This is a genomic window from Comamonas granuli NBRC 101663 (genome assembly GCF_000739995.1).
GTDB lineage: Bacteria > Pseudomonadota > Gammaproteobacteria > Burkholderiales > Burkholderiaceae_C > Simplicispira > Simplicispira granuli.
The window spans coordinates 164,682-183,134 of record NZ_BBJX01000004.1 but is presented as its reverse complement, the minus strand read 5'-3'; the positions used below and the strand labels follow the sequence as shown (position 1 = coordinate 183,134).

Below are 18,453 nucleotides of genomic sequence, written 5' to 3'. Positions count from 1 at the left end.
TCCCCACCTCGTGTGGTCGCTGCCCCCCGAGGGGGCCGCTTTTCATCTTGGGACGGCCCGGCGATGAAAAAGCTCCTTCCCGCTCCGCTGCTGTCCTGCGCGCTGTTCGTGCTGTGGCTGCTGCTCAACCGCTCGGCCAGCCCCGTCAGCCTGGTGGGCGCTGCCGTGCTGGCGCTGGGCGTGCCCCTGCTCACGCGCGGACTGCGCCCGCTGCCCGTGCGCATCCGCCGGCCCGGCACCATCGTGCGCCTGGGCCTGCGCGTGATGTGGGACACCACGGTGTCCAACCTCGCTGTGCTGCGCTTCATCCTGTTTCCGCGCCTGCGCCGCCATCCGGCGGACTTCGTGCACATTCCCCTGCAGTTGCGCGACCCCAACGGCCTGGCCGTGCTCGCCATGATCGTCTGCATCACGCCGGGTACGGTGTGGGCCGAACTCTCGCTCGACCGTTCCATGCTGCTGCTGCACGTGCTGGAAGTGGACGACGCACAGGCCATCGCCGCGCACGTGCAGCAGCATTACGAACGCCCCTTGATGGAGATTTTCGAATGAGCATCCTCTCCTGGGCCCTGCCCGCGGCCCTGGCCATGCTGGCGCTGGCCATGGTGCTGACCCTGGTGCGCCTGCTGCGCGGCCCCGCGGCGCAGGACCGCGTGCTGGCGCTGGACTGCATGTACCTCAACGGCATGCTGCTCATGCTGGTACTGGGCATGCAGTTCGCCAGCGCGCACTATTTTGAGGCGGCGCTGCTGGTGGCGCTGTTCGGCTTCGTGGGCTCCACGGCCATGGCCAAGTTCCTGCTGCGCGGCGAGGTGATCGAATGAGCGCCGCCGCCCTGCCGCTGTGGGCCGAGGCCACCGTGGCCGCGCTGGCGCTGCTGGGTGCGGGCATTGCGCTGGTGGGCTCGCTGGGCCTGCTGCGCCTGCCGACCTACTTCGAGCGCGTGCACGCGCCGGCCATCATCGCCACGCTGGGGCTGTGGTGCATCATGCATGCCAGCATCGTGTATTTCTCGGTGTTGGGCCGCAGCCTGGCGCTGCACCCGCTGCTGATCGCCCTGTTCATCGCCATCACCGTGCCCGTGACCAATATCTTCCTCATGCGCGCCGCCTTGTTCCGCGCCCGCCGCGCGGGGCAGGCCGTACCGCCCAACCTGAGCCGCAAGGCGGCACCCGAGGTCCGCGACTCCTGATTGGATAGCTGCCCGCGCTTGCTGCAAGAGCCCTACAGCCCATTTTTACCCTGATGTCCATGCTCCACATCCTGTCCCTCTGCGCCGGTGCCAGCCTGGGCGCGCTGGCGCGCTGGGGACTGGGCCTGTGGCTCAGCACCCCGGGCAGCCTGCTGCCCTGGGGCACGCTGGCGGCCAACCTCATCGGCGGCTACCTCGTGGGCCTGGCCGTGGCCGTCTTCCAGGCCCTGCCGCACCTAGACCCGGCGTGGCGCCTGGCGCTGATCACGGGTTTTCTGGGCGCGCTCACCACCTTCTCCAGCTTTTCCGCCGAGGTCGTGGGCATGCTGCAGGAGCAGCGCTACGCCCTGGCCCTGGGCGTGGCCGCCGTGCACCTGTGCGGCTCGCTGCTGCTCACCGCCCTGGGCATGCACAGCGCGGCGCTGATGCTGCGCGCGGCGGGGTAGGCAGCTTGACCCTGTGCCATTGGTCGCGCGCGGCATAGGCGGTGTCGCTTCTTGGGTCAAGGTGTTGGGCTATCTTTTGGTAGCTTGCCTGGGTTGAGGGCGGAGGCCGGGTCTCGCCCCATCCAGACAACCCATCAAAAAAGAGAGCACTCCACGCAGGCCAGACAAGCGCAAGAGCCGAATTCGATCAAAAAAACTCAAGCCCAGCGCACCTGCAAAGGCAGGCGCGCAAACCCCATGGCCGGGTAATGCGCCGGCACGGGCGCATCGCCAGCCACCAGGGCCATGTCGGCCCAGGCCGCCAGCATGGCGTGCAGCGCCACGTGCAGTTCCATGCGCGCCAGCGGAGCGCCGGGGCATACGTGGATGCCCGCGCCGTAGAGCAGGTTGTCCTGCGGGTCGCGCCCCAGGCGGAACGTACCGGCCTCCTCGAACACGCGCGGGTCGCGCAGGGCCGATGTCCAGTGCAGGGTGATGCGCCCGCCGGCCGGGACTTCGCGCCCGCCCAGGTGCACCGGGCAGGTGGCCACACGCCGGTTCGCCACCAGCGGGCCGTGCAGGCGCAGGATCTCCTCGATGGCCTCGGCCTGCAGCGCGGGCTCGGCGCGCAGGCGGGCCTGCCAGCCGGGGTGGCGCGCCAGCCATTCGGCCAGGATGCCCACGGCCGCGGCAATGGTGCCGATCTCGCCCACCGTCCAGTTGCGCACAATGCTGGCGATGGCCTGCTCGCTCACGGGCTGGCCATCGACGCGCGCCTGCATGAGCGAGGCCATCACGTCGTCCTGCGGCGGGGCCGCGCCGTGCGCGCGCCGCTCTGCGAGCAGGCGCGCGACCAGGGCCTCGAACTGCGCGCCCAGGGCCGCCAGGGCCGCGCGGTCCTGCGCCAGCACGGCGCGGTGGTGCTGGGCGATCCAGCCGCTCAGCTCGCCCTCCAGCGTCTCGGGCCAGCCGAGGAAGGCGCACTGGATGCGCACGGCAAACGGCAGCGCAAAGCGCTGCGCCAGCTCCAGCGTGGCGCAGCCCTGCAGGCCCTGCAGCAACTGCGCGGCCACGCGCTCGCACGCGGGGCGCAGGGCATCCACGCGCTGCGCGGCAAAGTAGGGCTCGATCAGGCGGCGCCATGCGGTGTGCTCGGGCGGGTCCATGCCATTGGGCACGGCCACATGGGCCGAGACCGCACTGCTGAAGCGCTGGGGGTCCAGCAGGATGCGCCGCAGCTCGGCGTGGCCGAACACGGACCACTGGAGCATGTCGCTGTACGCCACACCGTGCTGCTCGCGCAGGCGGTCGTAGGCGGCAATCTGGTCGCGCTGCACGGCATCGGCGCGCGGATCCCAGTCGGTGGGGGCAATGGCTGTCATGGCGCAAGGGCAATGAAGAATGGGGCTGCAGGCGGCACGCGCCTGGGCGTATGCTGGGCCGCAGAACAGTATCGCGCACCATCCCGCGCCCGGCGCCGACACCCCTGGTGCGGCGATGGGCATCGCCACAGCGCGCTGCCACTAGAATCGCGCCGCAGCCGCAGCACCTGCCACCCGGCACGGACCGCCAGCGCCGCCTGCACAAACCCTCCCCCCATGGAAGCCACCACCCTACTCAACCAACGCCACCTGGCCGATGCCTGGGAAGAATTGCACCACCAGGCCAACAACGGCAATCCCCTGCTGGCCGATTCCAACCGCATGGCCTTTGCCGATCCGGAGTTCCTGTTCCGGCGCGAGACGCGCGGCATCCGCTTCCAGCTCGAACTGCTCAAACCCGACCTGGGCCAAAGCGCGCAGGGCATAGAGAACACCATCGTCGTCTACGGCAGCGCGCGCTTCCAGGCCCCGGAGGAAGCCGCCGCCGCGCTGGACGCCGCACGCCGCAGCGGCGACGCCGAGCGCGTGCGCCTGGCAGAGCGCGCTGTGCGCAATGCCCACTATTACGACCAGGCACGCCAGTTTGCCCGCCTGGTGGCGCGCTTCAGCAACGCCCAGGAGCCAACCAACCGCATCCACATCTGCACCGGCGGCGGCCCGGGCATCATGGAAGCGGCCAACCGCGGCGCCCACGACGAGGGCGCGCCCAGCATCGGCCTGAACATCACGCTGCCGCACGAGCAGTCCGGCAACCGCTACATCACGCCCACGCTGAGCTTCAAGTTCCACTACTTCGCGCTGCGCAAGATGCACTTCATGATGCGCGCCAAGGCGCTGGTGGTCTTCCCCGGCGGCTTCGGCACGCTGGACGAGCTGTTCGAGGTACTGACCCTGGTGCAGACCGGCAAGACCAAGCCGGCGCCCATCATCCTGTTCGGCACGCGCTTCTGGAACCGGCTGATCGACTTCGAGCTGCTGATCGAGGAAGGCACGATCTCGCCCAAGGACCTGGAGCTGTTCCACCGCACCGACGACCCCCAGGACGCCTGGGACACGATCCGGCGCTTCTACCGCCTGTGAGGCGCGCGCCCGGCCCGCGCGCGCCGCGGCTCAGGGCTGGGGCGCGTCCTGCGGGTCGCAGCGCGCCGCGTCGAGCAGGGCCGCCGGTAGCGCCTTGGCCGGCTTGACGCCCAGTTCGCGCAGCATCTCGGCCTGGCGGATCACGTTGCCGCGGTTCTGGCTCAGCTTCTTGTGGGCGCTGGCGTAGGCGTCCTGCGCCTGGCCGAGGTTCTTGCCCACGCGCTCGAGGTCTTCGACAAAGCCCACGAGCCGGTCGTAGAGCTCGGCGCCGCGCCGGGCGATCTCCTGCGCATTGCGGCTTTGCGCCTCCTGGCGCCACAGGTGGGCCACGGTGCGCACCACGAACAGCAGCGTGGATGGGCTCACGAGCAGCACGTTCTTGTTCCAGGCGTCGCTGTAGAGCTGGCTGTCGGCGGTGACGGCCAGCATGAACGCGGGCTCGATGGGAACGAACATGAGCACGAAGTCGAGCGACTGCAGGCCGTGGAGCTGCTGGTAGTTGCGCTCGGCCAGGCCCTTGATGTGCTGGCGCACGGAGTCGAGGTGGCGGCGCTGCGCGGCCGCGCGCTGCAGCTCGTCCTCGGCGCTGGCGTATTCCTCGTAGGCGAGCAGCGAGACCTTGGCGTCCACCACCAGATGGCGGTCCTCGGGCAGGTGGATCACCACGTCGGGCTGGGCGCGCGTGCCGTCCTCGCGCAGGTGGTTTTCCTGCACGTCGTATTCCACGCCGCGGCGCAGGCCGGCCAGCTCCAGCACGCGCTCGAGGATCAGCTCGCCCCAGTTGCCCTGCGCCTTGGCCGAACCCTTGAGCGCCTGCGTCAGGTTGCGCGCCTCCTGGCTCAGCGCCTGGTTCAGCCCCATGAGCTGGTGCACCTGCTGGCTCAGGGCCGAGCGCTGCTTGCCCTCGGCGTCGTAGAACTGCTCGACCTTGCCCTGGAACTCCTGCAGGCGCATGCGCAGCGGGTCCAGCATCTGGCCCAGGTGCTGCTGGTTCTGCTCGGCAAAGCGCTTGCCCTTTTCTTCGAGGATGTCGTTGGCCAGGCTCTTGAACTGGTGCGTGAGCGCCTCGCGCGCCTCGTTCAGGAGCTGGAGCTTCTCCTGCGCGCCGCGGCGCTCGGCGTCGAGCTGCGTGGCCTGGGCGGCGAGCTGGCTTTGCAGCTCGGCCACCTGCTGGCGCGCGGCCTGCGTGAGCGCGGCCTGTTCGTGGCACTGGGCTTCAAGCCCCGGCACGCGGGCGGCGCGCTCGGCCAGCTGGGCGCGCTCGTCGCGCGCGGCATCCAGGGCCTCACGCCAGCCCTCGGCCTGGGCGCGCAGGTGCTGCAGCTCGGACTGCAGCGCCGCGCGTTCGGCCTCCAGCCCACGCGCGCGCTCCTGGGCGGTGGCCAGCGGGACGTTGGCCGCGGCCTGCACCTCCATCTGCGCCTGGGCGCGGGCCTGCGCCACGGCCTGCTCCTGCAGGCGCAGGGCCGCCGTGCGCGCCCGCGCTGCGCCCCACAGCCAACCCAGGCCCAGGGCCAGGGCACTCCACAGCAGGGCGGCCAGCACGGCCAGGATTTCCATGTTCACAGATACGCTCTAGTTTTGATAGCTGCCAGCGCTTTCCCATCAAGCGCTGGAGGCCATTTTCATTCAAATCACTCGGCGGGCGGGCGCGGCAGCGGGGTGTTCACCGGGGTGAGCGGCCCGCGCCCCTCGAAGAAGGCGATGAGGTTGTCCGCCGCCAACTGGGCCATGGCCAGGCGCGTGCGCACCGTGGCGCTGGCGATGTGCGGCGTGAGCACCACGTTGGGCACGGTGAGCAGGTCCGGGTGCACGGCGGGCTCGCCCTCGAACACGTCCAGCCCCGCCGCCGCGATGCGGCCGGCGCGCAGCGCCTGCGCGAGTGCGGCGTCGTCCACGATGCCGCCGCGCGCGATGTTGACCAGCGTGGCCGTGGTCTTCATGAGGGCCAGTTCGGCCGCACCTATGGTGTGGTGCACCGCGCTGCTGTAGGGCAGCACCAGCATCACGTGGTCGGCGGTGCGCAGCAGCTCCTCCTTGCCCACGTAGCGCGCCCGGCAGGCGGCCTCCAGCGCAGGCTCCAGGCGCGAACGGTTGTGGTAGACCACCTCCATGCCGAAGCCGTGCGCCGCGCGCCGCGCAATCGCCTGGCCGATGCGCCCCATGCCGATGATGCCCAGGCGCGTGCCGTGCACCTCGGCGCCGGCCAGCAGGTCGTAGCGCCATTCCTTCCAGTGGCCCGCGCGCAGGTAGCGCTCGCCCTCGGCCATGCGCCGCGCCGCCGCCAGCAGCAGCGCAAAGCCGAAGTCGGCCGTGGTTTCGGTGAGCACGTCGGGCGTGTTGGTGCCCTGCACGCCGGCGGCGGTCATGGCCGGCACGTCGAAGTTGTTGTAGCCCACCGCCATATTGGCCACGATGCGCAGGCGCGGACAGGCCGCGAGCAGCGCAGCGTCGATGCGCTCGGCGCCGGTGGTGAGGGCGCCGTCCATGCCCTGCAGGTGCTGCACCAGCTCGCCTTCGGCCCAGGGGCGGCCCAGCGAGTGCTGGTGCACCTCGCAGTGCTGCGCCAGGCGCTGGGCCACCTCGGGGAAGATCGCGCGGGCGATGAAGATGCGGGCGGGCGTCATGGCGTCCCCAGGGCAGGTCAGCGGAACCAGATCAAGGTCATGAGCGCGAACAGCGGCAGCAGGATGCCGCAGGACCACAGCATGTAGCCGAAGAAGCTGGGCATGGGCACGCCGCGGTCTTCGGCGATGGCCTTGACCATGAGGTTGGGCGCATTGCCGATATAGGTGTTGGCGCCCATGAACACGGCCCCGGCCGAGATGGCGGCCAGCGTGGGCGCGAGCTGGGTCATCAGCGCGGCGGCATCCCCCCCGGCGGTATTGAAGAAGACCAGGTAGGTGGGCGCGTTGTCCAGGAAGGACGAGAGCGCCCCCGTGGCCCAGAAGTACATGGCCGGGTCGGGGGTGCCATCCGGCCGGGTGACGGCGCTCACGATGGCGCCGAACGGCCCGTTCACGCCCGCCTTGAGCATGGCGATGACGGGAATGATGGTGAGGAAGATGCCGGCGAACAGCTTGGCCACCTCCTGCATGGGCCCCCAGCCGAACTGGTTGCGCTCGTGCACCGCGCGCGGCGTGAGCCACAGCGACAGGCCGGTGACGGCGATGAGCCCGATGTCGCGCACCAGCCCCGGCAGGCCGACCTCGGTGCCCGCGACATCGAAGACCACCGCCGACTTCCACAGGCCGCTGAGCAGCACCAGCACCACCACCGCACCCAGCAGCGCGAAATTGAGCGCGCCGTCAAAGCCGATGCGCGGGGTGTCGGGCGTCGGGTCCTGGGGCAGCACCTCCTGGCTGCCGCGGTACAGCCACCAGTCCAGCGCAAAGAACAGCGTCAGCAGCGCGCCCACGAGGAACAGCGTCTCGGGCAGGATGTGCGCGACCGTCCAGAAGAAATCCACCCCCTTGAGGAAGCCGAGGAACAGCGGCGGGTCGCCCAGCGGGGTGAGCGAGCCGCCCGCGTTGGAGACGATGAAGATGAAGAACACCACCACGTGCGCCTTGTGGCGCCGGTTGTCGTTCGCGCGGATCAGGGGACGGATGAGCAGCATGGACGCGCCCGTGGTCCCCATGAAGCTCGCCAGCACGGCGCCCATGGCCAGCAGGCCGGTGTTGAGCCCCGGGCTGCCATGCAGATTGCCCCGGATGTAGATGCCCCCCGCCACCGTGAACAGGGCCGTGAGCAGGATGACGAACGGGATGTACTCCGCCACCAGCGCATGCACCAGGCTCGCAAAGGCCAGGCCGGGCCCGAACGCCACGGCAAACGGCACGAGAAACAGCAGCGCCCAGCCCGCGGCCACCTTGCCGAAATGGTGGTGCCAGAAAATGGGCGCCAGCAGCGGCATCACGGCAATGGACAGCAAAATGCCCACAAAGGGCACGCCCCACCACCAGGCCAGGGCCGCGCCATTGATGTCGGCGGCATGGGCCCACTGCGGCAGCACACACAGCATGGCCAGCAGCAGGGCGCGAAAACGCAACATGACTTGTCTCCGGATTCTTGTGAACAGACCCAGGGCGCGCACCCGCCCGAAGGCCTGTCCCGCGCCCAAACCGGCAAGTGTAGGCGAGGCGCAAAAGTCCGCCGGAATCAGGGACAAGCCGTCAGGCGGCGCGCAGGTCTTCGAGCACCTGGCGCAGGGCCTCGGGCAAGGGCACCGGGCGCCGCGTGGCACGGTCCACGTACACATGGACGAAATGCCCCGCCGCCGCCGTCTGCGGCGCGCCCTGCGCGAACAGGCCCACCTCGTAGCGCACGCTCGATTGCCCCAGGTGCGCCACGCGGATGCCCGCCTCGATGGTCTGGGGGAAGGCCAGCGGCGCAAAGTAATTGCACTGCGTCTCGATGACCAGGCCTATGGTCGTCCCGGCATGGATGTCGAGCGCCCCGCGCTCGATCAGGCAGGCATTCACGGCCGTATCGAACCAGCTGTAGTAGACGACGTTGTTCACATGGCCGTACACGTCGTTGTCCATCCAGCGCGTGGTGATGGTGCGAAAGGCGCGGTAGGCGCTGCGCGCCAGGGGCATGGGGCGGGGCGGTGCATTCATGGCCCGCATTGTGCGCGCCGCCTGTGCGGCGGCCAAGGCAAGGCAGTCACCTGGGTGAACCGGGCCTGCCGCAGTGCGCCAGCCCGGCCCGCAGGTCGATTTGTTGCAATGCAACAATTTTGCTTGCAATTCCGGAATCGGCCCCTACAATACGTTCATGCTGCACTGCAACATGGCTACCAGGGCCAGGACAGGGCAGACGTTCCGCAACCCGAGGCACCCCGCCTCCCTGCCATGGAGAAACGACATGTCCCTGACCACCGAACAAATCCTCGCCGCCCACAAGGCCAACATCGAAACCCTGTTTGGCCTGACGGCCAAGGCCTTTGAAGGCGTGGAAAAGCTCGTCGAGCTGAACCTGACGGCCTCGCGCGCCGCCCTGAACGAGGCCGCCAGCCACACCCAGGCCGTGCTCAGCGTCAAGGACGTGCAAGAACTCATGGCCCTGCAAGCCGGCCTGCTGCAGCCCATGGCCGAGAAGACTGCCTCCTACAGCCGCCACCTGTACGACATCGCCACCGGCACCAGCAGCGAATTCACCAAGGCCGCCGAAGCCAAGGCCAGCGAAGTGCAGAAGAACATCTCCAACCTCGTGGAAGCCGCCGCCAAGAACGCTCCCGCCGGTTCCGAGACCGCCGTGGCCATGATGAAGAGCGCCGTCTCTGCTGCCAACAACGCCTTCGAATCCGTGCAAAAGGCCGTCAAGCAAGCCACCGACGCCGCCGAAGCCAACTTCAACGCCGTGGCCGCCAGCGCTGCCGACGCCGCCAAGACGGCCGCTCCGCGCAAGCGTTAACACTTTTTGGAGTGTGGGCTCTAGGCAAAATTCAGGGATTACCCTCATAATACGCCCATGAGTTCTGCACCGCAGGATTCTCCAGTTGTCTCCTTGGATCCTTCAGAAACCCCGTTTCCTGGATCCTTTCAAGCCCGGTTCTGCCGGGCTTTTTTTTTGCGCCGGATTTCTGCATCACAATAACTCAATTGCGAATTGTTCGTGTTTGCTTTATGATCCGGGACTCCCAACCCAAACCCGAAAGCTGCACGCCATGTCGAAGACTTCCCTCCCTGCCCTGCTCGGGACTTGCGCGCTGGCCCTGGCCGCAGGCGCTGCCACGGCGCAGGAGCAGGTGGTGAACCTCTATTCCGCCCGCCACTACTCCACCGACGAAGCGCTCTACAACGATTTCACCAAGGCCACGGGCATCAAGATCAACCGCGTGGACGCCGACGACGCCGGCATCCTCGCCCGGCTCAAGGCCGAGGGCACGGCCTCGCCGGCCGACGTGATCCTGCTCGTCGATGCGGCCCGCCTCTACAAGGGCGAAATGGAAGGGCTGTTCAAGCCCATCCAGTCCAAGCTGCTCAACGACGCCATCCCTGCCCACCTGCGCAGCCAGCCTGCGGCCGATGGGGGCATTGCCTGGTACGGCCTGTCCACGCGCGCGCGTGTGATCGTCTACAACAAGGCCAAGGTGCAGAAGGACGACGTGGACACCTACGAGGAGCTCGGCGACCCCAAGAACAAGGGCAAGCTGTGCATCCGCTCGGGCTCGCACCCCTACAACCTGAGCCTGTTCGGCGCCGTGACCGAGCACCTGGGCGAGCAAAAGGCACAGGCCTGGCTCCAGGGCATGGTGGACAACCTGGCGCGCCCCCCCAAGGGCGGCGATACCGACCAGATCAAGGCCGTGGCCGCGGGCGAATGCGACATTGCCGTGACCAACAGCTACTACCTGGCGCGCATGATGCGCTCGAACAAGCCCGAGGACACAGCCGTGGTCAACAAGGTGGGCGTGGTCTTCCCCAACCAGCAGTCCTGGGGTACGCACATGAACATCGCGGGCGGCGCCGTGGCGCGCCATGCCAAGCACCCGGAGAACGCCATCAAGTTCCTCGAATACCTGGCCAGCGCCCAGGCACAGAACTACTTCGCCAACGGCAACAACGAGTGGCCCGCCGCCCAGGGCGTGACGACGGACAACCCCGCCCTCAAGGCCATGGCAGGCGGCAAGCCCTTCAAGAGCGAGACCATTCCCATCAGCGCCGTGGGCGCCAACACCGTCAAGGTGCAGCAAATGCTCGACCGCGTGGGCTTCAAGTGATACCGTCCCCGCTGCCCCGCGCACACCCGGCCTGGCCGGGTTTTTTCATGCCGGAGCATGGGTCATAATTGACGTTTACGTTACGTCACGCAACTGGAGCACAACATGGAGATCAAGGGCAAGGTATTCATCGTCACGGGCGGCGCCTCGGGCTTGGGTGAAGGCACGGCGCGCAGGCTTGCGGCCCTGGGCGGCACGGTGGTGATTGCCGACATGCAGGCCGACAAGGGCGAGGCCGTGGCCAAGGAGATTGGCGGCGCCTTCGTGCGCTGCGACGTCAGCAACGAGCAGGACGGGCAGGCCGTGGTCGCCAAGGCCGTCTCCCTGGGCAAGCTCATGGGCCTGGTCAACTGCGCCGGCATTGCGCCCGCCGAAAAGACCGTGGGCAAGAACGGCGCGCACGCGCTGGGCCTGTTTTCCAAGACCATCATGGTCAACCTGGTGGGCAGCTTCAACATGATCCGCCTGGCCGCCGAGGCCATGGCCAAGAACGAACCCGAGGCCACCGGCGAGCGCGGCGTGCTCATCTCCACCGCCAGCGTGGCCGCCTACGACGGCCAGATCGGCCAGGCGGCCTACAGCGCCTCCAAGGGCGGCGTGGTGGGCATGACGCTGCCCATCGCGCGCGACCTGGCGCGCAACGGCATCCGCAACATGACCATCGCCCCCGGCATCTTCGGCACGCCCATGCTGTTCGGCATGCCCAAGGAAGTGCAGGACGCGCTGGCCGCAGGCGTGCCCTTCCCCAGCCGTCTGGGCACGCCCGAGGACTACGCCAAGCTGGTGCAGCACATCTTCGAGAACGACATGCTCAACGGCGAGGTGATCCGCCTGGACGGCGCCATCCGCCTGGCGCCGCGCTGATGGCCTGCCGCCCGGTGCGGCGGCAGGTTCAGCCCTTGCCGGGCTGGTAGCTGCCCGCCTCGGTGCGAAAGGCCACCGAGAGGCGGTTCCAGCCGTTGATGGCGACCACGGCCAGGGACAGGTCGACCAGCGCCTTGTCATCGAAATGGCGCCGCGCCTCGGCATACAGCGCGTCGGGCACGCCATGCCCGCCCAGGGTGGTGAGGGCCTCGGCCCAGGCCAGCGCGGCGCGCTCGCGGGGGGTATAAAAATGCGTCTCGCGCCAGGCCGGCAGCAGATACAGGCGCTGCTCGGTTTCGCCCGCCGCCCGCGCGTCCTTGGTGTGCATGTCCAGGCAATAGGCGCAGCCGTTGATTTGCGAGACGCGCGTTTTCACGAGCTCCAGCAGGCCATGCTCCAGGCCGCTAGCGCGCGCGTACCGCTCCAGCCCCAGCATGGCCTCAAAGGCGCCGGGCGCCGCCTGTGGGTAGTTGATCCGTGGTGTCATGGTGCTGCTCCTGAAGTGGCGCCCCCGGCCGCAGCGCAGGCTGCCGTCCAGGTCGCTGCACGCAGCATACGCCGCACGCCCGCGGCTGCTGCCAGTAGGGGCATGGGTGCAACCTGCCAGCCAGGCCCCGCACGCCGCATGCAGTAAAAAGCCGCGCAGCCCTTGCGGGGTCTGCGCGGCCAGCTACTGAAGTAGTAGCGCTTCAGTGATTCAGGAAGCTCACTTCCGGGGCGGCGGCACGTCCGTGCAACTGCCGTGCGCCACCTCTGCCGCCATGCCCAGGCTCTCGCCCAGCGTGGGGTGCGGGTGGATGGTCTTGCCGATGTCCACGGCGTCGGCGCCCATCTCGATGGCCAGGGCGATCTCGCCGATCATGTCGCCCGCGTGCGTGCCCACGATGCCGCCGCCCAGGATGCGGCCGTGGCCCTGCGCCTCGGGCGAATCGTCGAACAGCAGCTTGGTGAAGCCCTCGTCGCGGCCGTTGGCAATGGCGCGGCCCGAGGCGCTCCAGGGGAACAGGCCCTTCTTGACCTTGATGCCCTGCGCCTTGGCCTGGTCTTCGGTCAGGCCCACCCAGGCGACCTCGGGGTCGGTGTAGGCCACGCTGGGGATCACGCGGGCGTTGAAGGCGCTGGAGGCCAGTGCCGCGTTGCCCTGCAGTTCGCCGGCGATGACTTGCGCCGCCACATGCGCCTCGTGCACCGCCTTGTGCGCCAGCATGGGCTGGCCCACGATGTCGCCGATGGCGAAGATGTGCGGCACGTTGGTGCGCATCTGGATGTCCACGTGGATGAAGCCGCGCTCCGTCACGGCCACGCCGGCCTTCTCGGCGGCGATCTTCTTGCCGTTGGGCGTGCGCCCCACGGCCTGCAGCACCAGGTCGTAGACCTGCGGCTCGGGCACCGTCACGCCGTCCTGGGCGGGCGCGAATGTCACCTTGATGCCTTCGGGCGTGGCCTCGGCCGCCACCGTCTTGGTGTTGAGCAGGATGTGGTCGAAGCGGTGGGCGTTCATCTTCTGCCACACCTTGACCAGGTCGCGGTCGGCGCCCTGCATCAGGCCGTCCAGCATCTCGACCACGTCCAGGCGCGCGCCCAGGGCGCTGTACACCGTGCCCATTTCCAGGCCGATGATGCCGCCGCCCAGGATGAGCATGCGCTTGGGAACACCCTGGAGCGCCAGGGCGCCGGTGGAGTCCACCACACGCGGGTCCTCGGGCATGAAGGGCAGGCGCACGGCCTGGCTGCCCGCAGCGATGATGGCGCGCTGGAACTGCACGACCTTCTTGGCGCCGGTTTTCTCCTGCCCGCTGCCGCTGGTTTCCTCGACCTCCAGGTGGTGACTGCCGACGAAGTGGCCGTAGCCGCGCAGCACGGTCACCTTGCGCATCCTGGCCATCTGGGCCAGGCCGCCGGTGAGCTTGCCGATGACCTTTTCCTTGTGGCCGCGGAGCTGGTCCACGTTCACGCTGGGCACGCCAAAGTCCACCCCGGCCGCCTTGAGGTGGCTGACCTCGTCCATAACCGCCGCCACGTGCAGCAGCGCCTTGGAGGGGATGCAGCCCACGTTCAGGCACACGCCGCCGAGCTGGGCGTAGCGCTCGACCAGCACCACCTTGAGGCCCAGATCGGCCGCGCGGAAGGCGGCCGAGTAGCCGCCGGGGCCGCCGCCCAGCACCAGCACGTCGCAGTCCAGGTCGGCGGTGCCGGCAAAGCCGGATGCTACAGAATTGCTAGCTGCTGGCGCTTGACTGGCGGGCGCTGGAGCCGTATTTTTCTCAGAAACCGCTGGCGCAGCAGGTGCGGCGGCGGAGGCTGCCGCGCCGTCCTCGGCCACGGCCAGCGTGAGCAGCACGGAGCCTTCGGCCACCTTGTCGCCCAGCTTCACCTTGAGCTCCTGGACCACGCCGGCGTGGCTGGACGGAATCTCCATGGAGGCCTTGTCGGACTCCACGGTGATGAGCGATTGCTCGACCGCAATGGTGTCGCCGGGCTGGACCAGCACTTCGATCACGCCCACTTCGGCGAAGTCGCCGATGTCGGGCACCTTGATGTCGATGATTGCCATCTGTGCGGTCTCCTTCACAAAAGGATGCGGCGGTAGTCCGCCAGCACGGCGCCCAGGTAGGCGTTGAAGCGCGCGGCGGCCGCGCCGTCGATCACGCGGTGGTCGTAGGACAGCGACAGCGGGAGCAGCAGGCGCGGCACGAACTGCTGGCCGTCCCACACGGGCTTCATCTGGCTCTTGGACAGGCCCAGGATGGCCACCTCGGGCGCATTGATGATGGGCGTGAAGTGCGTGCCGCCAATGCCGCCCAGCGAGCTGATGGACATGCTGCCGCCCTGCATGTCGGCCGCGCCCAGCTTGCCCTCGCGCGCCTTCTTGGCCAGCTCGGCCATCTCGGCGCTGATCTGCAGGATGCCCTTCTGGTCGGCGTCCTTGAGCACGGGTACCACCAGGCCGTTGGGTGTATCGGCCGCGAAGCCGATGTGGAAGTACTGCTTGTAGACCAGGGCGTCGCCGTCCAGCGACGCATTGAACTCGGGGAACTTCTTGAGCGCGGCGACCACGGCCTTGATGACGAAGGCCAGCATGGTCACCTTGACGCCGCTCTTCTCGTTCTCCTTGTTGGTCTGCACGCGGAAGGCTTCGAGCTCGGTGATGTCGGCCTCGTCGTTGTTCGTGACGTGCGGGATCATCACCCAGTTGCGCGCCAGGTTGGCGCCGCTGATCTTCTTGATGCGCGAGAGCTCCTTGCGCTCGATGGGGCCGAACTTGGCGAAGTCCACCTTGGGCCAGGGCAGCAGGTCCAGGCCCGCGCCGCCACCGCCCGCAGGCGCCCTGGCGGCCTGCGCCTGGGTCTGCTGGCTGCCCGCCATCACGCGGCGGGTGAAGTTCTGCACGTCCTCGGCGGTGATGCGGCCCTTGGGGCCCGTGCCCTGCACTTCGGCCAGGGGCACGCCCAGCTCGCGCGCAAACTTGCGCACCGAGGGGCTGGCGTGCGGCAGGCCGGGCGCCGGGCTGGCCGGCTGGTGGGCGGGCAGGGCCTGCGCCGCCGCCGGGGCAGCGGCCGGTGCCGCCACCGCTGCCGGGGCGACAGCGGGCGCGGCCGCCGGGGCCGCATTTACTCCTGATTCAGGAGCTGCTGGCGCTGGGCTGGCGGGCGCTGGAGCCGTTTTTGGCTCAGAAGCCGCGGCCGGTGCGTCGGAGGCTTCGAGCACCAGCACCACCGAGCCCTGCTTGACCTTGTCGCCCAGCTTGACGCGCATTTCCTTGACCACGCCGGCGTGGCTCGAAGGAATTTCCATCGACGCCTTGTCCGATTCCACGGTGATGAGCGATTGCTCGGCCTTGACCGTATCGCCGGCCTGCACCAGCAGCTCGATCACGCCCACTTCGTCAAAGTCCCCGATGTCCGGGACCACAATATCCATCAATGCCATGTCTGTCTCCGGTCGGTGTTATGCGTGCAGCGGGTTGATCTTCTCGGTCTGGATGCCGTACTGGGCAATAGCCTGGGCCACCTTCTCCTTGGACAGCTTGCCTTCTTCGGCCAGGGCGTGGAGCGCGGCCACGGCGATGTAGTGGCGGTTGATCTCGAAATGCTCGCGCAGGCGGTAGCGGAAGTCGCTGCGGCCGAAGCCGTCCGTGCCCAGCACGCTGTAGGAGCGCCCCGCGGGGATGAAGGCGCGGATCTGCTCGGCGTAGTTCTTCATGTAGTCGGTGGAGGCCACCACCGGGCCTGCATGGCCGGCGAGCTGGCGCGTGACGAAGGGCTGGCGCGGCGTCTCCAGCGGGTGCAGCAGGTTCCAGCGCGCCACGTCCTGGCCCTCGCGGGTCAACTCGTTGAAGCTGGTGCAGCTCCACACGTCGGCCTGCACGCCCCAGTCGGCGGCGAGCAGCTTCTGCGCCTCGATGGCCTCGCGCAGGATGGAGCCCGAGCCCAGCAGTTGCACGCGCTTGTCGCCCTCGGCGCCGGCCTTGCACAGGTACATGCCCTGGATGATCTGCTCCTGCGTGCCCGGCTGCAGGCCCGGCATGGCGTAGTTCTCATTCAGCAGGGTGATGTAGTAGAAGACGTTTTCCTGCTTCTCGACCATGCGCTTCAAGCCGTCCTGCATGATGACGGCGACCTCGTGCGCGAAGGTGGGGTCGTAGCTCACGCAGTTCGGGATGGTGCTGGCCAGGATGTGGCTGTGGCCGTCCTCGTGCTGCAGGCCCTCGCCATTGAGCGTGGTGCGCCCCGAGGTGCCGCCCAGGATGAAGCCGCGCGCCTGCATGTCGCCCGCGGCCCAGGCAAAGTCGCCAAAGCGCTGGAAGCCGAACATCGAGTAGTACACGAAGAACGGGATCATGATGCGGTTGTTCGTGGAGTACGAGGTCGCCGCCGCGATCCACGAGCACATGCCGCCGGCCTCGTTGATGCCCTCCTGCAGGATCTGACCGGCCTTGTCCTCCTTGTAGTACATCACCTGGTCGCGGTCCACGGGGGTGTACTGCTGGCCCGCGGGGTTGTAGATGCCGATCTGGCGGAACAGCCCCTCCATGCCGAAGGTGCGCGCCTCGTCCACCAGGATGGGCACCACGCGCGGGCCCAGGGCCTTGTCGCGCAGGAGCTGCGTGAGAAAGCGCACGTAGGCCTGCGTGGTGGAGATCTCGCGGCCCTCGGCCGTGGGGTCGAGGATGGCCTTGAAGGTCTCCAGCGCGGGCACGGTGAAGTTTTCGTCGGCATGCGTGCGCCGCTGGGGCAGGTAGCCGCCCAGGGCCTTGCGGCGCTCGTGCAGGTAGCGCATCTCGGGCGTGTCGTCGGCCGGCTTGTAGTAGGGCAGCTTGTCGAGCTCGCTGTCGGGGATGGGGATGTTGAAGCGGTCGCGGATGTAGCGGATGTCCTCGTCGTCGAGCTTCTTGGTCTGGTGCACGGTGTTCTTGGCCTCGCCGGCCTTGCCCATGCCGTAGCCCTTGACGGTCTTGACCAGCAGTACCGTGGGCTGGCCCTGGTGCGCATTGGCCGCATGGAAGGCGGCGTACACCTTCTCGGGCTCGTGGCCGCCGCGGCGCAGCTCCCAGATTTCATCGTCGCTGAGGTGCTCGACGAGCTTGAGCGTCTCGGGGTACTTGCCGAAGAAATGCTTGCGGATGTAGGCGCCGTCCATGGCGCGGTAGGTCTGGTAGTCGCCGTCCAGCGTCTCCATCATGAGCTGCTTGAGCTTGCCGCTCTTGTCGCGGCGCAGCAGCTCGTCCCAGCCCTTGCCCCACAGCAGCTTGATGACATGCCAGCCCGCGCCGCGGAAGTCGCCTTCGAGCTCCTGGATGATCTTGCCGTTGCCGCGCACCGGGCCATCGAGGCGCTGCAGGTTGCAGTTGATGACGAAGATCAGGTTGTCCAGGTTCTCGCGCGCCGCCAGGCTGATGGCGCCCTTGCTCTCGGGCTCGTCCATCTCGCCGTCGCCGAGGAACACCCAGACCTTGCGGTTGTCCGTCTTGGCGATGCCGCGCGCATGCAGGTACTTGAGAAAGCGCGCCTGGTAGATGGCCATCATGGGCCCCAGGCCCATGCTCACCGTGGGGAACTGCCAGAAGCCCGGCATGAGCTTGGGGTGGGGGTAGCTCGACAGGCCGCGGCCACCGACCTCCTGGCGGAAGCTCTCGAGCTGCTCCTCGGTGATGCGCCCCTCCAGGTACGCGCGCGCATAGATGCCCGGCGCGCTGTGGCCCTGGAAGTAGATGCAGTCGCCGCCGTGGTTTTCGCTCTCGGCGTGCCAGAAGTGGTTGAAGCCCGCACCCCACATGGAGGCGAGCGAGGCGAAGGAGCCGATGTGCCCGCCCAGGTCGCCGCCGTCGGGCGGGTTGAGGCGGTTGGCGCGCACCACCATGGCCATGGCGTTCCAGCGCATGTAGGCGCGCAGGCGCTTCTCGATCTGGATATTGCCGGGGCAGCGCGCCTCCTGCTCGGGCTCGATGGTGTTCACATAGCCGGTATTGGCCGAGAACGGCAGGTCGATGCTGTTCTGCCGCGCATGCTCCAGCAATTGCTCCAGCAGGTAGTGGGCGCGCTCGGGGCCCTCTTTTTCGATGACGGCGGCGAGCGCCTCCATCCATTCACGGGTTTCTTGCTGATCGGCGTCGTCCGCGCCAGGGGCCCCAGTGGCAGTGGTTTGCGGGGTGGTCATGCACGTCTCCTCGGGTGGTGGTGATGGCAGTTTCAAGCTTGTACTCCATTCTTGCACAGAATCACCATTTTTCAAATAATGCGACGTTATTTCATATCACAAAATTTAAGACACCAAACACCGCCG

General features: G+C 68.2%; 17 protein-coding genes. 8 read left to right on the top strand and 9 right to left on the bottom strand.

What is annotated here, in order from left to right; all coding sequences use genetic code 11:
- Window positions 1-63 precede the first annotated feature (63 nt).
- From CGR01S_RS04260 to crcB, 4 genes are read left to right on the top strand one after another with little or no spacing between them, the layout of a single operon-like run.
- Window positions 64-552, top strand: coding sequence for a Na+/H+ antiporter subunit E (locus tag CGR01S_RS04260; protein ID WP_042422755.1), 489 nt, complete (start codon window positions 64-66; stop codon window positions 550-552).
- Entirely contained in the window at window positions 549-824 is a 276-nt protein-coding gene (locus CGR01S_RS04255) for a K+/H+ antiporter subunit F (protein WP_042422752.1), read from the top strand. The genes CGR01S_RS04260 and CGR01S_RS04255 overlap by 4 nt, the downstream gene beginning before the upstream one ends.
- Window positions 821-1,192, top strand: a complete 372-nt coding sequence (locus tag CGR01S_RS04250; protein ID WP_042422749.1) for a monovalent cation/H(+) antiporter subunit G — start codon at window positions 821-823, stop codon at window positions 1,190-1,192. Before CGR01S_RS04255 ends, CGR01S_RS04250 begins: the two co-directional genes overlap by 4 nt.
- A 59-nt stretch (window positions 1,193-1,251) precedes the next feature.
- On the top strand, window positions 1,252-1,638 hold the full coding sequence (crcB, locus tag CGR01S_RS04245) for a fluoride efflux transporter CrcB (protein ID WP_042423442.1): 387 nt from the start codon (window positions 1,252-1,254) through the stop codon (window positions 1,636-1,638).
- A 197-nt stretch (window positions 1,639-1,835) separates the two neighbouring features.
- On the opposite strand, the gene CGR01S_RS04240 is transcribed toward crcB, so the two are convergent.
- Window positions 1,836-2,999, bottom strand: coding sequence for a cytochrome P450 (locus CGR01S_RS04240; protein ID WP_042422746.1), 1,164 nt, complete (start codon window positions 2,997-2,999; stop codon window positions 1,836-1,838).
- 216 nt (window positions 3,000-3,215) lie between these two features.
- Here CGR01S_RS04240 and CGR01S_RS04235 point away from each other — a divergent pair, with 216 nt between their 5' ends.
- Window positions 3,216-4,079 carry an LOG family protein gene (locus CGR01S_RS04235; protein ID WP_042422744.1) on the top strand — a complete coding sequence of 288 codons (864 nt, stop codon included), beginning with the start codon at window positions 3,216-3,218 and terminating at the stop codon, window positions 4,077-4,079.
- A gap of 30 nt (window positions 4,080-4,109) precedes the next feature.
- Here the strand turns inward: CGR01S_RS04235 and CGR01S_RS04230 are convergent, their stop codons facing one another.
- The 4 genes from CGR01S_RS04230 to CGR01S_RS04215 form a co-directional block, all read right to left on the bottom strand.
- A complete protein-coding gene (locus CGR01S_RS04230; protein ID WP_052382492.1) occupies window positions 4,110-5,639 on the bottom strand; it encodes a DNA recombination protein RmuC in 1,530 nt (509 codons plus the stop codon).
- 74 nt (window positions 5,640-5,713) lie between these two features.
- The gene (locus CGR01S_RS04225) at window positions 5,714-6,706 is read right to left on the bottom strand and encodes a 2-hydroxyacid dehydrogenase (RefSeq protein ID WP_042422742.1); all 993 of its coding nucleotides are present in this window, start codon (window positions 6,704-6,706) and stop codon (window positions 5,714-5,716) included.
- A gap of 17 nt (window positions 6,707-6,723) precedes the next feature.
- Window positions 6,724-8,133: a sodium:proton antiporter gene (locus CGR01S_RS04220; RefSeq protein ID WP_042422740.1), complete on the bottom strand. Its 1,410-nt coding sequence runs from the start codon at window positions 8,131-8,133 to the stop codon at window positions 6,724-6,726.
- 121 nt (window positions 8,134-8,254) lie between these two features.
- On the bottom strand, window positions 8,255-8,710 hold the full coding sequence (locus tag CGR01S_RS04215; RefSeq protein WP_042422738.1) for an acyl-CoA thioesterase: 456 nt from the start codon (window positions 8,708-8,710) through the stop codon (window positions 8,255-8,257).
- A 238-nt stretch (window positions 8,711-8,948) separates the two neighbouring features.
- On the opposite strand from CGR01S_RS04215, the gene CGR01S_RS04210 reads away from it, so the two are divergent.
- The 3 genes from CGR01S_RS04210 (at window position 8,949) to CGR01S_RS04200 (ending at window position 11,670) form a co-directional block, all read left to right on the top strand.
- The gene (locus tag CGR01S_RS04210) at window positions 8,949-9,497 is read left to right on the top strand and encodes a phasin family protein (RefSeq protein ID WP_042422735.1); all 549 of its coding nucleotides are present in this window, start codon (window positions 8,949-8,951) and stop codon (window positions 9,495-9,497) included.
- A gap of 253 nt (window positions 9,498-9,750) precedes the next feature.
- On the top strand, window positions 9,751-10,806 hold the full coding sequence (locus CGR01S_RS04205; RefSeq protein ID WP_042422730.1) for a Fe(3+) ABC transporter substrate-binding protein: 1,056 nt from the start codon (window positions 9,751-9,753) through the stop codon (window positions 10,804-10,806).
- A 105-nt stretch (window positions 10,807-10,911) separates the two neighbouring features.
- Complete coding sequence (locus CGR01S_RS04200; protein ID WP_042422727.1) at window positions 10,912-11,670, top strand: 3-hydroxyacyl-CoA dehydrogenase; 759 nt, start codon at window positions 10,912-10,914, stop codon at window positions 11,668-11,670.
- Between the two features lie 28 nt (window positions 11,671-11,698).
- Here the strand turns inward: CGR01S_RS04200 and CGR01S_RS04195 are convergent, their stop codons facing one another.
- The 4 genes from CGR01S_RS04195 to aceE form a co-directional block, all read right to left on the bottom strand.
- On the bottom strand, window positions 11,699-12,157 hold the full coding sequence (locus CGR01S_RS04195) for a carboxymuconolactone decarboxylase family protein (protein ID WP_042422724.1): 459 nt from the start codon (window positions 12,155-12,157) through the stop codon (window positions 11,699-11,701).
- A gap of 219 nt (window positions 12,158-12,376) precedes the next feature.
- Window positions 12,377-14,224: a dihydrolipoyl dehydrogenase gene (gene lpdA, locus CGR01S_RS04190; RefSeq protein WP_042423438.1), complete on the bottom strand. Its 1,848-nt coding sequence runs from the start codon at window positions 14,222-14,224 to the stop codon at window positions 12,377-12,379.
- A 14-nt stretch (window positions 14,225-14,238) separates the two neighbouring features.
- Entirely contained in the window at window positions 14,239-15,600 is a 1,362-nt protein-coding gene (gene aceF / locus CGR01S_RS04185; protein ID WP_042422721.1) for a dihydrolipoyllysine-residue acetyltransferase, read from the bottom strand.
- Between the two features lie 18 nt (window positions 15,601-15,618).
- Window positions 15,619-18,327: a pyruvate dehydrogenase (acetyl-transferring), homodimeric type gene (aceE, locus tag CGR01S_RS04180; RefSeq protein WP_042422719.1), complete on the bottom strand. Its 2,709-nt coding sequence runs from the start codon at window positions 18,325-18,327 to the stop codon at window positions 15,619-15,621.
- Window positions 18,328-18,453 lie beyond the last annotated feature (126 nt).

Bases quoted from the DNA above. Each gene is read 5' to 3' on its own strand.
- CGR01S_RS04260 (WP_042422755.1), top strand. From the start codon at position 64: ATGAAAAAGCTCCTTCCCGCTCCGCTGCTGTCCTGCGCGCTGTTCGTG.
- CGR01S_RS04255 (WP_042422752.1), top strand. From the start codon at position 549: ATGAGCATCCTCTCCTGGGCCCTGCCCGCGGCCCTGGCCATGCTGGCG.
- CGR01S_RS04250 (WP_042422749.1), top strand. From the start codon at position 821: ATGAGCGCCGCCGCCCTGCCGCTGTGGGCCGAGGCCACCGTGGCCGCG.
- crcB (WP_042423442.1), top strand. From the start codon at position 1,252: ATGCTCCACATCCTGTCCCTCTGCGCCGGTGCCAGCCTGGGCGCGCTG.
- CGR01S_RS04240 (WP_042422746.1), bottom strand. From the start codon at position 2,999: ATGACAGCCATTGCCCCCACCGACTGGGATCCGCGCGCCGATGCCGTG.
- CGR01S_RS04235 (WP_042422744.1), top strand. From the start codon at position 3,216: ATGGAAGCCACCACCCTACTCAACCAACGCCACCTGGCCGATGCCTGG.
- CGR01S_RS04230 (WP_052382492.1), bottom strand. From the start codon at position 5,639: ATGGAAATCCTGGCCGTGCTGGCCGCCCTGCTGTGGAGTGCCCTGGCC.
- CGR01S_RS04225 (WP_042422742.1), bottom strand. From the start codon at position 6,706: ATGACGCCCGCCCGCATCTTCATCGCCCGCGCGATCTTCCCCGAGGTG.
- CGR01S_RS04220 (WP_042422740.1), bottom strand. From the start codon at position 8,133: ATGTTGCGTTTTCGCGCCCTGCTGCTGGCCATGCTGTGTGTGCTGCCG.
- CGR01S_RS04215 (WP_042422738.1), bottom strand. From the start codon at position 8,710: ATGCGGGCCATGAATGCACCGCCCCGCCCCATGCCCCTGGCGCGCAGC.
- CGR01S_RS04210 (WP_042422735.1), top strand. From the start codon at position 8,949: ATGTCCCTGACCACCGAACAAATCCTCGCCGCCCACAAGGCCAACATC.
- CGR01S_RS04205 (WP_042422730.1), top strand. From the start codon at position 9,751: ATGTCGAAGACTTCCCTCCCTGCCCTGCTCGGGACTTGCGCGCTGGCC.
- CGR01S_RS04200 (WP_042422727.1), top strand. From the start codon at position 10,912: ATGGAGATCAAGGGCAAGGTATTCATCGTCACGGGCGGCGCCTCGGGC.
- CGR01S_RS04195 (WP_042422724.1), bottom strand. From the start codon at position 12,157: ATGACACCACGGATCAACTACCCACAGGCGGCGCCCGGCGCCTTTGAG.
- lpdA (WP_042423438.1), bottom strand. From the start codon at position 14,224: ATGGCAATCATCGACATCAAGGTGCCCGACATCGGCGACTTCGCCGAA.
- aceF (WP_042422721.1), bottom strand. From the start codon at position 15,600: ATGGCATTGATGGATATTGTGGTCCCGGACATCGGGGACTTTGACGAA.
- aceE (WP_042422719.1), bottom strand. From the start codon at position 18,327: ATGACCACCCCGCAAACCACTGCCACTGGGGCCCCTGGCGCGGACGAC.